Source organism: Olivibacter sitiensis DSM 17696 (assembly GCF_000427965.1).
In the GTDB taxonomy this organism is placed as follows: Bacteria; Bacteroidota; Bacteroidia; order Sphingobacteriales; family Sphingobacteriaceae; genus Olivibacter; species Olivibacter sitiensis.
In genome coordinates, this window is sequence record NZ_ATZA01000016.1 from 54,318 (window position 1) to 68,972 (window position 14,655).

The 14,655-nt window shown below is 43.7% G+C and carries 11 protein-coding genes; 5 read left to right on the forward strand and 6 right to left on the reverse strand.

Translation table 11 applies throughout. The features are described from left to right. Positions 1–5: 5 nt before the first annotated feature. A complete protein-coding gene (locus A37S_RS0110360) occupies positions 6–1,787 on the reverse strand; it encodes a chloride channel protein (protein ID WP_036602195.1) in 1,782 nt (593 codons plus the stop codon). Between the two features lie 34 nt (positions 1,788–1,821). Next, entirely contained in the window at positions 1,822–4,431 is a 2,610-nt protein-coding gene (locus A37S_RS0110365; RefSeq protein ID WP_245586354.1) for an alpha-L-rhamnosidase-related protein, read from the reverse strand. A 205-nt stretch (positions 4,432–4,636) separates the two neighbouring features. Between A37S_RS0110365 and A37S_RS0110370 the strand changes: the two genes are divergently transcribed. From A37S_RS0110370 to A37S_RS0110380, 3 genes are all read left to right on the forward strand, one after another. Continuing rightward, positions 4,637–5,830 carry a cysteine desulfurase family protein gene (locus A37S_RS0110370; protein ID WP_028296921.1) on the forward strand — a complete coding sequence of 398 codons (1,194 nt, stop codon included), beginning with the start codon at positions 4,637–4,639 and terminating at the stop codon, positions 5,828–5,830. Positions 5,831–5,985: 155 nt separating this feature from the next. Then, entirely contained in the window at positions 5,986–6,312 is a 327-nt protein-coding gene (locus tag A37S_RS0110375; RefSeq protein ID WP_028296922.1) for a HesB/IscA family protein, read from the forward strand. Between the two features lie 30 nt (positions 6,313–6,342). Continuing rightward, the gene (locus A37S_RS0110380) at positions 6,343–7,293 is read left to right on the forward strand and encodes a serine hydrolase (RefSeq protein ID WP_028296923.1); all 951 of its coding nucleotides are present in this window, start codon (positions 6,343–6,345) and stop codon (positions 7,291–7,293) included. Here A37S_RS0110380 and A37S_RS0110385 read toward each other — a convergent pair. The 4 genes from A37S_RS0110385 to A37S_RS0110400 form a co-directional block, all read right to left on the reverse strand. Further along, positions 7,290–7,841, reverse strand: coding sequence for a cob(I)yrinic acid a,c-diamide adenosyltransferase (locus A37S_RS0110385; RefSeq protein ID WP_028296924.1), 552 nt, complete (start codon positions 7,839–7,841; stop codon positions 7,290–7,292). The genes A37S_RS0110380 and A37S_RS0110385 overlap by 4 nt on opposite strands. A gap of 176 nt (positions 7,842–8,017) precedes the next feature. After that, positions 8,018–8,776, reverse strand: a complete 759-nt coding sequence (locus A37S_RS0110390) for an ABC transporter ATP-binding protein (protein ID WP_028296925.1) — start codon at positions 8,774–8,776, stop codon at positions 8,018–8,020. 27 nt (positions 8,777–8,803) lie between these two features. Continuing rightward, a complete protein-coding gene (locus A37S_RS0110395) occupies positions 8,804–9,562 on the reverse strand; it encodes a lysophospholipid acyltransferase family protein (protein WP_036602166.1) in 759 nt (252 codons plus the stop codon). Positions 9,563–9,595: 33 nt separating this feature from the next. Then, entirely contained in the window at positions 9,596–10,849 is a 1,254-nt protein-coding gene (locus A37S_RS0110400; protein WP_028296927.1) for a DEAD/DEAH box helicase, read from the reverse strand. A 205-nt stretch (positions 10,850–11,054) separates the two neighbouring features. On the opposite strand from A37S_RS0110400, the gene A37S_RS0110405 reads away from it, so the two are divergent. Together A37S_RS0110405 and yidC are read left to right on the forward strand one after the other, a co-directional pair. Continuing rightward, positions 11,055–12,668 (forward strand): CTP synthase, encoded by a 1,614-nt coding sequence (locus A37S_RS0110405; RefSeq protein WP_028296928.1) that lies wholly within the window; start codon positions 11,055–11,057, stop codon positions 12,666–12,668. A 62-nt stretch (positions 12,669–12,730) separates the two neighbouring features. Further along, complete coding sequence (gene yidC / locus A37S_RS0110410) at positions 12,731–14,566, forward strand: membrane protein insertase YidC (RefSeq protein ID WP_028296929.1); 1,836 nt, start codon at positions 12,731–12,733, stop codon at positions 14,564–14,566. Positions 14,567–14,655: the final 89 nt, after the last annotated feature.

Sequence of the window (14,655 nt, forward strand, 5' to 3'; positions counted from 1 at the left end):
AAAAATCACCCAAGATAGGAAGCCTGCCGCACCAGAAGTGCCCTATACTTATTGAATATGGCAGATTTTGAAACAAAACCTAGGTAATGCCCATTTTCATCTACTACTGGAAGGATCCATATATCTTCCCTATCCATCTTCAACATCACATCGTACATATTGGCATCCATCCGCACCACTTCATTCGGTGCCTGAGCCAATTCGCGCATGTTTTTATTCATTTCTTCCTCTCCCATCAAAATAGAAAGTAGGCGTTCGCTGTAAATGATTCCCACCAAGATACCCTCATGATCTACCACCGGAAATATATTTCTTTTGGTATGGATAATATCCGATCTTCTATCGCTCGGATACTCGTCTGGACGCAACACGGTAAAATTCCTTTCAAGCACATAGCGAAGTTTCATCATGCGTAATACTGTCTTATCCTTATCTCCATACGACAGCCAATCTCCACGTTGGGCCAGTTTTTTCGTATATATGGAATATTTAAGCACTCCCCTATTGATGAAATAGGAAATAGCTGACACAAGCATCAGCGGCACCATCAGCGTATAACCTCCCGTAATTTCCGCAATAAGGAATACGGCCGTAAGGGGTGCATGCATAATGCCACTAAGGGCGCCCGCCATGCCCACCATCAGGAAATTAGTCTCATTGAGATGTATGATGCCAGTCAGGTTAACACCATAGGCAAAAGCAAAACCCAACACCCCTCCCATTACCAAACTTGGCCCAAAAGTACCCCCATTGCCTCCGCTATTCAAAGTAATTAAGGTAGCAAAAGATTTGGCGAATACCGTAACAACGGCGTACAATACCACAACGATTCCGATATCTTTATATTCGCTAAATATACTATTGGCAAGTAGGCTGTCTCCTTTGCCCATCATCAGTTGCTGCAAACTAATATAGCCTTCGCCATATAAAGCTGGAAAAATAAAAATAAGTACGCCCAAGCTCAGTCCGCCCACAATGAGTTTGTGGTATGGATTTGATATGGCGGTAAACCAATTTCTTACCAAATCATTTATCTTGGCAAAATAGATGGAAAAACCACCTATCAAAACTGCCAAAATCACATAAAAAATCAGCGCGGGCATCACCCAGCTATCTGTAACAACATGAAAAAGCGGATCGCTATAGAACACCTTTGACACTACCGACGCGGTAGCTGCCGACATCAACAAAGGAATAAAAGCTGGAATAGAAAATTCCGGCAATAAAATCTCTATGGCAAATACCACGCCCGCAATAGGACTGTTAAAAGCGCCTGCTATACCCGCTGCGGCTCCACAGGCCAAAAGCATGGTCACTTCTCTGTAATTGAGCCCAAAAAAACGGCCCACTGTAGAGCCAATAGCCGATCCACTATAAGCAATTGGTGCTTCTAGGCCAGAAGACCCACCAAATCCAACAGTCAAGGCCGAGGTAAAAATTTGCGAGTAGATATTGTGGGCGCTGATATTGCTAGACCTACGCGATATAGCGTACAAAATAGGTGTTATTCCCTTTTCAAAATTATGTCTAAAAAAGCGACGTATATACAAGACCGTCAATGTGATACCCACGAAAGGAAAAAAAATATAAATATAATACTTATACTCCCATTGAACGTTGTTTTGCAGAAATGACTCGATAGTGTGCGTCAATACTTTTAATCCCGATGCCGCCAGTCCACCTATTATCCCCACTAGCACCGAGAGTATGACCAAAAAGTTCTTGTTGGAAATTTTCGTCACTCTCCATTGATGTAGCTTAGCAAGGACACCTGATTTCTGTTTCAATTGCAACCTATTTAATAGCTATCTAGCAGCCTAATTATTTTACCCTAATAATGCGCAGTTGATCCAACGTAGCTTCATTTGTTTCTATGTTCATATTCCTATTGGCAGGCTCCTCATAATTTATTTTAAACACCTGCTCACCTGCCGGCAAGTCCACCAGTATCCGGTTGGAAAAACCCCAATTGGACCATTCGTCCTTACCCCTTTGTGGCATCACCACCGTACCTAAAAACTCGTCTCCATTACGAAGGGTACGAATAGCACATTTATTGTCCGTATTAATTGGCCCCTCACCATTTGCATAGCGTATATCGATAACGTAACGCCCTTCACGCGGAATGGTAACTGGAACAGCGATTTGCTTATTCTCGGAGGTGCTTGTTTTCACATATCCCTTCCCCATATATCCCTTATTGGCATCAAGCCGTCCAGGGGCGTAGTCCTCTATCTCTTTTACGATTTCCAGACCTTTTGAATAGACTACGTAAGGAGCGCTAGCAAAGGATTCTAGACCTTGTTGACTTACGGCTATCACTTGATATTCGGCGTAATCTGTCTGGGTAATAGGTACCTGAAAATCTTTCACTATGGTACTTATTTTGCCATTTTTCAACACTTTATAGCTTTCGGCCCCCTCTACGGGACTCCATTGGATACGGCCATTTTCATATCTTACCATTGGAGTGGCAGGTGAGGTGAGATCTTCCAGGAGATTGACGTTCGTTTCATCAAATTCGGTATCGCTCAAGACAATTTCCAATTCATGCTCGCCTTGAATATTAGCTGGCACCAGCGCTTCTTCCAGTGATTTCCCATCCAGGGAAATAGACTTGATCTTATTGCCATAACCATTTAAGGTAATATTCAGCGTGGCATTTCTATAAGGAAAGCCAGACAAGATGCGTTCTCCACGAAGCGCTTTGGGCACAAAAGGGCTAAATGCCAATCCATCTTCTTGAAATTGCATTCCAAATAGCACCTTATATACCATAGCTAGGTTTCCCGAAAGGCTCCAAAGCATCTCGTCGCTATTGACTTGTGTGAGGCTATAGTCTCCATTCTTCGCAGAAAAGTTTTCCTTATTGGTCAGGAACAGCGCCGCTGGTCGCATGATGGCCGCAATGCTAGCCAGCACATTGGTTTCATGCCCTGCCTTGGCGGCCGCAAGCCCCCAATAGGCTTGTACAAATGGCCATATGGCATCATTGTGGTATGGCGGAATAAGCGCTATTTGTGGAAAAAAACAAGGTGTTCCATAAGCTACAGAAGGAACATAGCGCATGATGCTTGCTGTTTGCTCTTCATCGGCAACATCAAAAAGTATGCTCAAAGCCTCGCCCAAGGTTTCTGATTTGACGGATTTGGACAGATAAGTACGTCCGTACAGGTACTGTGAAAAATAGCCCTTGTCTGCAAGCCACAGATGCTTATTCACCCCCTCTTTGATTGCCTCAGCCTGATTGGCGTAGACAGCCCCTTCTTCTGTTCTGCCGAGTAACCTAGCCATATGGGACAGCACTTTATTTGCTTGGTAATGGACCATATTAGTCCCTAAGTTTTCCGACTGGTAAATATCTACCGATTGCATCCACCTCGGATAGCTTTGTTCACGCCAATCTAAAAAAGAAGATTCGCCCTTCACCAAGCCCGTTTGCCTATTATATGCATTTACCTTGTCGTCGTCGATAGAATTTTTTATGATGTCATAGCTGTCCTCAAGCCATTGGCGATCTCCCGTAACCAGGTACAATTCCCATGCAGCAACCGCCCATATCACCCTATCGGTAGAGACAGGATAAGATCCACCTGTACCCGTATCTTGAATGATGCGCTTGTTTCGGACTTTTCGCAAGAGGCTGGCCTTGGCAACATCCGGCTTAATGGAAGCAATGGCCAAAATGATGGAATAGCTGACATCCCTAGTCCATACACCTCCCCATTCCTTGCCGGTCCTAAAGGTGCCATCATCCTCTATATCGCGAAGCATTTCTTCCAATGAAAGGTTATACAAAGCATTATGCAAGACGTAATTCGATTCGTATGCGGGCAGTTCACTTATATCGGCTTTCAACTCCCAACGTCGCTCCCCCTCCCTCAGGGGTTGCTGTTTTAGCCTCAAATCAATTTCATAGATATGATCGCCATCGTCATCATGAAGTTTCAGTTCTTCGTGCCCAACCAAGTTGTCAAAGTCCCATATCAAGGGAGCGGTGTTTCCAGCTATGTATACGCCATTGAAATCTTCCTTATATATCTTCCTTCCTGAATAAGTGGTAAAAAAACCTTGCTCCTCCCATTCTTTAAAGACAGGGCGCATATCCAAACGCACGCGAAAGTGCTCATCATCAGATAAAAACACATTTTCGGGAACTTCCGTCTCATCATTATATTGCTTGCCAAAGGTGATAAGGGGAATCTCATACTGCTTACCTGGCAGAAGGACTATGTTGTGGTCTTGTCCACTTGGCATTTCATTGTCCTGCCCATTGATGCTGAACTTGAAAACTATATTGGGGCTTTGATAGCCTGCGGCGAGACTATGATAATTGGAGACTATTTCCTTAGCCGAGTTTGCTTTCGCCTCAAAAGCCCCTTGTATTACCCTATCATGATAAATCCGATAATCGCCAGCTGCATAGATCACCTCTTTGTTAAAATCTTTTTTACACGAAACGATTGTTGTACACACTATTGAAGATAACACTAAAATTAAATACGGAAAGGACTTCATATAAAAATGAAATTTTTACTTTAGAGAAATATTAAGGGCAAGGAACTATATTGCCCATGATGTCGCAAATGTAAGCAAAAACTTCATTAATGCGTTTTTATAAGTGATATTAATATACATGAGCCACCCTTTTATATATATGGACAACTGCGCCACAACAAAGTTGGCGACAGAAGCATTTACCAGTATGTTGCCCTTTATGGAAAGCAATTATGGCAATGCTTCCAGCACGGCACACAAGGCGGGAAGAATAGCTGCCGAGGCCGTTTTTACTGCACGCGAGCAGGTAGCTGCCCTCATACATGCTCATCCAAAGGAAATCACTTTCACTTCGGGTGCTACAGAATCAAACAATATGGCCATCAAGTCTATATACGAACATTACAGCTCCCTGGGCAACCATATTATCACGTGCAAAACCGAGCATCCGGCCGTACTGGAGGTCTGTAGATACTTAGAAAGCAAGGGAGCACGTGTGACCTATTTAGATGTAGATGCTTACGGTCATATAGATCTATCCATACTGGAAGAATCCATTAGTCGAGAGACCATCCTCATAGCCCTTATGGCGGCCAACAATGAAACAGGAGTCACCCACCCAGTTCAGGAAATAGGCGCAATAGCTCAAAAGAAAAATGTCTTATTCTTCTGTGATGCCACTCAGGCTGTTGGCATATTGGATATTGATCCAAATCGAGACGGTATAGACATATTGTCGCTGAGTGCCCATAAGTTCTATGGGCCAAAAGGCATTGGTGCTATCTATATAAAACGGAAACCGAGGCAGCCCATACAAATACACAGCATCATCCATGGTGGAAAACAAGAAAATGGGCTAAGGGGCGGCACATTGAATGTTCCGGCAATCGTGGGCATGGGTACGGCCGCCGAATTGGCACATCGACAGAAAAAAGGTGATCTAATTAGACTAAGCGCACTTAGGGATCAGTTGGAACAGTCCATTCTACAGTTGGAAGCCACCGAGCTAAATGGAAAAACCCCGTATCGGCTACCACATGTATCTAATATCTGTTTCCGGCATATTAGGGGCAGTGAAATCATGACACAATTGCCCAATATCGCCTTGTCTTCAGGCTCGGCTTGTGCTACAGGATCACTGGAACCTTCGCATGTGCTGCTATCGATGGGACTAAGTACAGACGATGTGCATTCTTCGCTTCGCTTCAGCCTAGGCAGATACACCACGGAAAAGGAAATACACCAAACCATTGACCAAGTAAAGAATGCTGTAGATCAAATTCGGGAAAAATCGCCCATCTGGCAGCTATTTAAAGCAGGTTTATTGAACTGAAAACTTTATGTCAAGGCAAATCCTGAAAGGCACCAGGACAACCATATCCCAAAACCAATTAAGTCTTCAGCAGGTCAAAAAAAAAGGTAAGTGAATATCCTTTTTTTTCTTATATACAAAATGACGATATTTGAAGTATTCTAATCGTCAGAAACATGATCAATGTCACAGAAAAAGCAAAAGACCAAATCCAGAACATCTGGAAAGAAGAGGGTTATGACAGTTCTTACTTCGTTCGCGTAGGTGTAGAAAGTGGCGGATGCTCCGGCCTCACTTATAAATTGGACTTCGACAACACGGAAAAGCAAGGTGATCAAACATTTGAAGACAAAGGCGTTAAACTGGTGCTTGACATCAAGTCGTTCTTATATCTCGCAGGAACTACCTTGGATTACTCCGATGGCTTAGCGGGAAAAGGCTTCAATTTCATCAATCCCAATGCCTCTAGGACTTGTGCTTGTGGCGAAAGTTTCTCCTTGTAAAAACGCATTAGATTAAACTCGATTCTTGCAATGCGCGTAAAAAATATTTCTTATTTTTTTCTGACAGCCTGCTTGCTTTTGTGTATTCATAAAAGTTCAAACGCCCAAGTAGCTAAAAAGGATAAAAAACTACAATCAAAACTAGAACAACTCTGCGAGGGATATGAAGGCACCGTGGGCATTTATGTGTACAACCTGAAGACAGGAAAAGAAGCTGCTATTAACGCAGACACGATATTTCCTACTGCCAGTATTGTTAAGGTGCCGATTTTGGTTGGCTTGTTCGACAAAATAGCCAAGGGCGATCTGTCATACCACCAGCCCCTTCTGTACCGAGACTCTATAAAATATGGTGGTTCTGGCCTCATGCAGTTTTTCCAAGACAGTGTGAAAACGGATTTAAGCACCTTGGCCGCGCTGATGATCAGTTATAGCGACAACACAACATCACTCTGGTGCCAAGCATTGGCGGGCGGTGGTGCGACCATCAATGCGCTCATGGAAAGCTACGGGCTGCAAGCAACCCGCGTAAACTCACGAACCAGCGGCAGGGAAGATATATGGAAAATTTACGGTTGGGGACAAACTAGCCCTCGGGAAATGGCTCAATTGCTGGTGAAAATTCGCAAGGGAGAAATCATAGACCAAGCCGCTTGCGAACGCATGTATCGCCTCATGAGCCACATCTATTATGATGATTATGCCTTATCACAAATCCCTCCATATATACAGACCGCAAGCAAACAAGGTATGGTCAACGACTCCAGATCAGAACTTGTCATGGTAAACGCGCCTCATGGTGATTATGTCTTTTACATAGCCACCAAGGACAATAAGGATAAAAGCTGGAAATATGACAATGCAGCTTGGCAATTGACGCGTAACCTATCGGCTTTGTTGTGGCAATATTTTGAACCCTCATCCAGATGGCGGGCGCCAGACGACTATAGCAAAAAGTATATTGAAGGACTTGCCTACTAAGGTTTTCTAGGTATCCAAAGAGTTTCTTCAACCCCACTATCCTGTGCCATCTTTCTTGCCAGCACGAACAGGTAGTCACTCAGGCGATTAAGGTATTGAATGATTTCTGGATGTACAGGTTCATCTTCACTGAGATGAACAACCAGTCGCTCCGCCCTTCGGCAAATACAACGCGCTATATGGCAAACAGAAATTGTGGCTGAGCCGCCCGGCAATATGAAACTCTTCAATGGGGCAAGATGGCTGTCCATTTCGTCTATTGCTTGTTCCAAAGCCAAAATATCGGCATCCTGAATTTGGTATAACTGCAATTTGGAACGCGAGGCATCAAAGGCAAGTAGCGCCCCTATATCGAACAGTATCTGTTGAATCTGGATCAGTGTTCCGTCTATGTGGGCATCTGGCTTGTAACTGCGCAAAAAGCCGATATAGGAGTTCAGTTCGTCTAAGGTGCCATAGCTTTCGATACGGGTATGGGATTTAGATACCCTTGTGCCCCCTATCAGGGAGGTAGTGCCGTCATCGCCTGTTTTTGTATAGATTTTCATTGAGAAATAAAAAGTAAAAATGAAAAAGTAAAACCCAATGACAAATCACAATGCCCAGCCAGCTTTCAGAACTTCTTTCTGCCAAGGGCGAATTAGATTCCTCAACTACGCTCGGAATGACGAATGGCCTGCTGACTGATAAACCGACCCACCAATGACCAAAAACTAATGATTAATCAAATCCCTTCCCAGTCTGTACCTTTCGCTTTCAAGGCATCCAACCTTGGCGACACACGCTTAATATCGGTGTTTGGGTAGTCATCCTCTATCAATCCATCGCGCATACGTACTATACGATGGGCATGCTGTGCTATATCTTCTTCGTGAGTTACTAAGATTATGGTATTCCCTTTCGAATGAATCTCCTCCAGTAAGCCCATGATCTCTATAGATGTTTTGGTGTCCAGATTTCCCGTTGGCTCATCGGCCAATATGATAGAAGGATCATTGATGAGCGCCCTGGCCACCGCCACACGTTGTCGCTGACCTCCTGAAAGTTCATTTGGTTTATGCTCCATCCTATTAGCCAGATTGACGCTTTCCAGTGCTTTTTTCGCTTTTTCCTCCCGCCTGGCCTTACTGTAACCCGCATATATAAGCGGCAACGCCACATTGTCCAGAGCAGTAGATCGAGGCAGCAGGTTAAATGTCTGAAAGACAAAGCCAATTTCCTTATTGCGTACCTCGGCCAGTTCATCATCACTCATTTCACTTACATGGATACCATTTAGGATATACTCGCCCCGCGTAGGCGTGTCTAAACATCCCAAGATGTTCATCAGGGTGGATTTCCCAGATCCAGAGGGGCCCATTAACGCTACGAACTCACCCTTGTTTACTTGTAGTGAAACAGATTTCAGCGCATGTACCACTTCGGTGCCTATGACATATTTCCGTCCAATATCCTTGATGTCTATGAGTGCCTTTTCAGCCATGTCGTTTTTATGTATTTGACGGTTTCCTTAGGCTAATGTTACATGTTCACGAAACATAATTATCCGTTCTTGCATGCGAGAGAAAACCAAGGCTTTAAAGGACTCCTCATCCTGCATGGTCAATCCAGACGTAGGAATGGGATCGAGCACCTCCACATGGCAAACACCTGGTCGGGTTCCCAATTGCGCATCGTCCCAACATAACTCCCACAAATCGTGTATCACTATCGGCACAACTGGCACCTGGCTCTCTATAGCCATTTTAAAGGTGCCATTCTTGAAAGCCTGTAATATGGGGGGATAATTTTCCGTGGCAATGCCGCCTTCTGGAAAGACGACCAAGCTGCGTCCCTCCCGCAAGAGCTCCTGGCACTTTTTGTAAGCTCTATAGGATGACAACTTGCTAGATCTATTGACCGGTATATCTACGGAACGGAAAAACATGGAAGTGAATGGATTATGCAGCAAAGAGTCTTTCCCTAAAAAAGAGAATGGTTGCTCAATACAATGTTCCATAGCGAATATATCCATGATGGAACTATGATTGGCACAAAAAATATAATTGCTACTTTCCCAATCTATTTCTTGCAGGTAATGTACGTCAAAGTGTATTCCCGACAAAAAACTAACGCTCTTCAATATCCACTTTCTAATGGAAGTAATGGCGACATAATGTTTTTGCGGATGCTTGATCAAAAAGTACAATATGGGAAAAAAGGGTAAGCAGCATAGCGCTGTGACCAACAACACATATATCTTATGGACATGTCTTAATAAACGCATCATGTCATTAGTCTCTAGGCTTTCAGCTTTAGTCTTTTACGAAGCTTTTACATCCCCTCCTCTATTGGCATTTCTATTTCCCAATTTTCTTCGTGCTCCGTTTTTTTTCTTTTTTCGTTGTGTGTCATTTGACTTTCTAAGCGGTGCTCCTTTGGGAGCTGGTCCCAGCTCTTCTGGCACTGGCGCTTCATCCACCTCTCTGCCCATGAGTCGTTCTATCCCCTTAAATCTGCCATAGTCGCGATTATTGACCAGAGTAATGGCCGTTCCAGTTTTTTCTGCCCTTGCCGTCCTTCCTATGCGGTGTATGTAATCTTCGGGATCTGGAGGTACGTCATAATTAATTACCAAATCTATTCCGTCTATATCGATTCCACGCGATAATACATCTGTACCTACTAATATGTTCAGTTTTCTGTTTTTGAAACGCAATAAAAGCTGCTCACGCTCCTCCTGCCCCAAGTCAGAATGGAATGCCTTACTTGAAAAACCATTTTTTTGCATTTCCTTGTCCAGGTTCTTGACACTCTCCTTGGTGGATGCAAAAATAATGACGCTCTTGTAATCTCCTTGATTCAGGATGTCCTTTACGACACCTATCTTTTGTTCATCGTACACTCTGTACTGTAGCTGCAATATTTTCTCCGCAGGCTGCGATATCGCAATATTAACTTCCTTCGGTTTGCTCAGTAATACACCAGCAAATTGCCTTATCTTTGGAGGCATGGTAGCAGAGAACAAGAGGGTTTGCCGCTGCGTGGGAACGCTTCTGACTATTTTCATCAGGTCATCTTTGAAACCCATGTCCAACATCCTATCTGCTTCGTCTAACACCAAAAAGCGCAAGCCGCTCCAGTCGATGGCACTCGTATTCATATGTGCAAGCAACCTCCCAGGGGTAGCAATGACCAGATCCACTCCTTCTTTCAAAGATCGTCGCTGCTGCTCAAAGCCCATCCCATCGCCACCGCCGTATATGGCTATTGAGCTTAAGCCAGTAAAATAGGCCAAGCCCTCTACCTGCTGATCTATTTGCATGGCTAATTCTCGCGTTGGAGCCAAAATCAATGCTGAAATAGGTGCTTTTTCATCAGATTTGCACAAGGCATCCAGTACAGGTAGTAGGTAGGAAGCGGTCTTGCCCGTGCCAGTCTGGGCACAGGCTATTAGGTCATTTCCTTCGGCTATCAAAGGAATGGTCTGTTCTTGGATGGGGGTAGCAGTTTTGAAGCCCATACTGTCTATGCCTTCAAACAGCCGCTCATCGAAGTTAAATTCGTTAAATGTCAATGTCTTTATTTTTTGTTGCAAACAAACCTACGCAAATTTGCGCTGAAATACAATTACGATCCAACCTCCTGCAATACAATCGCATAAATGGCCCCAAACCTTTTACAACCCACAAGTACACAACAATTGTACTCACATCGTGCATAAGCACAAAAAATATTTGTACTTTTGTACCCCGTACAATAGAAAATACCACATCATTATCATGGCAAAATACATCTTTGTTACGGGCGGTGTTACCTCTTCTCTAGGAAAGGGGATTATCTCAGCTTCATTGGCAAAACTTCTTCAGTCACGCGGTTATCGTGTTACTATTCAAAAATTTGACCCTTACATCAACATCGATCCAGGCACACTCAACCCTTACGAGCATGGCGAATGCTATGTTACCGAAGACGGTGCCGAGACAGATTTGGACCTTGGCCATTACGAACGCTTCTTGAACACGCCTACCTCACAGGCAAATAATGTGACTACTGGCCGCATATACCAACACGTCATAAACAAAGAGCGGGCAGGCGATTATTTGGGAAAGACAGTCCAGGTAGTTCCCCATATTACCGATGAGATAAAAAGGCGGATGCAGCTTCTGGGACAAACAGGTAATTATGACATTGTGATTACCGAGCTTGGTGGAACAGTGGGCGATATAGAATCTACCCCTTTTATTGAGGCGGTAAGGCAATTACGCTGGGAGCTGGGCAATAGCGATTCATTAGTTATCCATTTGACACTAGTACCCTATTTGGCCGCAGCCGGTGAGCTGAAGACGAAACCCACCCAGCACTCCGTAAAAATGCTGCTCGAATACGGCATCCAGCCAGACATCTTGGTATGCCGCACCGAACACCGCCTCAATCAAGATATCCGTAAGAAATTGGCACTGTTTTGCAATGTGAAAATTAACGCTGTCATAGAATCTGCCGATGCTACCTCGATATATGATGTGCCCCTACTCATGTTGAAAGAGCAATTGGATAAAACGGTATTGGCCAAGCTGAAGCTGCCTACCAAAAACGAACCTGACCTTGAAAAATGGAAAGCATTTTTGGGAAAAGTTAAAAATCCAACCTCCGAAATCAAAATAGGACTAGTAGGCAAATATGTGGAACTGCCTGACGCGTACAAATCCATCAACGAGGCATTTATCCACGCAGGCGCAGAGCATGAGTGCAAAGTACGGGTAAAGAGCATCGCGGCCGAGAGCATCAATGAGGAAAATGTAGCAGAAAAACTGCAAGGGCTCCATGGTGTGTTAGTAGCGCCCGGTTTTGGCGAAAGAGGATTGAACGGAAAATTGGCTGCTATCAAATATGTGAGAGAGAATCAGATCCCCTTTATGGGCATTTGTTTGGGCATGCAGTGTGCCGTCATAGAGTTTGGCAGAAATGTATTACAACTAGAAGATGCCAACAGCTATGAAATGGACAAAAATTCAAAAAATCCCGTCATCAATTTGATGGAAGACCAAAAAAACATCACCAACATGGGAGGTACCATGCGATTGGGCGCTTATCCCTGCGAGATAAAAAAAGGCACCAAAGCTGCTGCCATCTATAGCAAGACCAGAATTTCAGAGAGGCATCGTCACCGCTATGAGTTTAACAACGCCTACCTAGAGCAATATGAAAAAGCGGGTATGATTGCCTCTGGTATTAATCCCGACAATCAACTGGTAGAAATTATCGAACTAAAAAACCACCCGTTCTTTGTGGCTGGACAGTTTCATCCAGAATTAAAGTCGACGGTTGCCAATCCTCACCCACTTTTTGTTAACTTTGTGGCCGCTTCCATGGCGCGAGCTACGAAGAAACAGTAAAAAATTAAATATGCTCACCTGCTAAAGGTATGCAATAAAAAAAACAGTATAACGACATATAAATGGATAGAAGTACTTTCACGGGCCTATTTTTGATCTTGATCATCCTAGTTGGCTCGTTCTACTTAACAAAACCTTCAGAAGAAGAAATAAAAAAAGAACAGCAGCGGCAAGACTCCATTGCCCTTGTTCAGACCGAGGCCCCTAAGGAAAGCCTAAGCGATAGCTTAGCACAACAATCGCAACTGGCCACGGAGGTAGATTCCTCTACTATGCGTGGTCCTTTTGGTGCCGCACGCATGGGTAGTGAACAATTGATTGTACTGGAAAACGAACTCATAAAGGCCGAAATCTCCAGCAAGGGAGGAAGGGTCAAATCGGTTGAAATAAAAGGTGATAAAACTTTCTCCGGTGCGCCACTTATTTTATATCAAGGTGATCAGAATCGTTTTGGCTTGATTTTCACTACCTCAGAGAATGTGCTGATAAACACCAATGATTTCTATTTTCAATCTCAAGGAGACAACAACAATTATATAGTCCAAAATCAAGATGGCAAAGAGCTAACGATGAGGTTGAGCTATAATGCCAATCAATACGTCGATTATGTTTACACGCTGAAGTCAAATAGCTATCAACTAGGCCTTACCATCATGACCAAGGGGCTGCAAAATATCGCTTCGGCCTCTACAAAGGAATTGATCTTGCAGTTGGCCACTTCTTTGCCTCAAAAAGAACAAGACTTGAACGACGAGCGCCAAAAGTCCACAGCTTATTTTAAGGAGCTGAATGGCGACGTAGAAGACCTGAGTACTACCAAAGATGACAGTGAGACACTTCCAAGCAAAACGGAATGGATATCGTTCAAGCAGCATTATTTTTCGTCGGTATTGATCAATGACAACGGCTTTGATGGTGGCGATATCAAGGTAATGACATCTACGAATGACACCATCGTCAAATCGTTTGTAGCAAACGTCAACCTTGCTTTCAACAAACAAGAAATCAATACCTATCCGTTGCATTTCTATTTTGGGCCAAATAAGTTCCATACGTTGAAAGACCAAGGGCATGACCTAGAGAAGCAAGTTTACATGGGTTGGGGGCCTATGCGCTGGATAAATCGCTTGGTAACATTGCCTGTTTTCAACGCACTGGAAAGCCTCAATTGGAGCTACGGACTTATTATCCTCGCGCTTACTATTTTAATCAAGATTGCATTATCGCCATTGACTTACAAATCTTATCTGTCCATGGCCAAGATGAGGGTTTTGAAGCCAGAAATGGATCAAATTAAAGAAAAAGTAGGTGAAGACAACCAGACTTTGTTGCAACAGGAATACCTGAAACTCTACAAGCAAGCGGGCGTTAACCCGATGGGTGGATGTATACCCGTTCTGCTCCAAATGCCTTTCATGATGGCTTTCTTCTTTTTCTTTCCGAATCTATTCGAACTGCGCGGAGAAAGCTTTTTGTGGATGAAGGATTTGTCTACATACGATTCACTTATTTCGTTTAGCACGGTACCTATCCTCAATCTAAACCACATCAGTTTGATGTGTATTTTGATGACTTGCGCTACTTTACTAACCACCTGGTACAACAATGCCGTGAGTGGCGCGGCCGGACAGATGAAATACATAGGGTATATTATGCCTTTAGTGTTTTTCTTCGTATTGAACAGCTACCCTTCCGGACTGAATTATTATTATTTTCTATCTACCTGTTTCACCTTTTTGATACAATTCTTCATACGCCGGTCGGTCAATGACGAAAAGATACACGCCATGATTCAAGCAAACAAAAAGAAGCCTGAATCGGCCAAGAAGAAATCTACGTTCCAAAAGCGAATGGAAGATTACATGCGCCAGCAGCAACAAAAAGGTCAAAAGGGATAAGAAAAACGAATCCTGTACCATTAGGAACAAAATGTTCAGCAAAACAAAAAAAGGGCATCTTCAATGGATGTCCTTTTTTTGTTGAGCAG

Coding starts and splice junctions, on each gene's coding strand:
- A37S_RS0110395 (WP_036602166.1), bottom strand. CDS start 9,562: ATGATGCGTTTATTAAGACATGTCCATAAGATATATGTGTTGTTGGTC.
- A37S_RS0110385 (WP_028296924.1), bottom strand. CDS start 7,841: ATGAAAATCTATACAAAAACAGGCGATGACGGCACTACCTCCCTGATA.
- A37S_RS0110390 (WP_028296925.1), bottom strand. CDS start 8,776: ATGGCTGAAAAGGCACTCATAGACATCAAGGATATTGGACGGAAATAT.
- A37S_RS0110375 (WP_028296922.1), top strand. CDS start 5,986: ATGATCAATGTCACAGAAAAAGCAAAAGACCAAATCCAGAACATCTGG.
- A37S_RS0110380 (WP_028296923.1), top strand. CDS start 6,343: ATGCGCGTAAAAAATATTTCTTATTTTTTTCTGACAGCCTGCTTGCTT.
- A37S_RS0110370 (WP_028296921.1), top strand. CDS start 4,637: ATGAGCCACCCTTTTATATATATGGACAACTGCGCCACAACAAAGTTG.
- yidC (WP_028296929.1), top strand. CDS start 12,731: ATGGATAGAAGTACTTTCACGGGCCTATTTTTGATCTTGATCATCCTA.
- A37S_RS0110405 (WP_028296928.1), top strand. CDS start 11,055: ATGGCAAAATACATCTTTGTTACGGGCGGTGTTACCTCTTCTCTAGGA.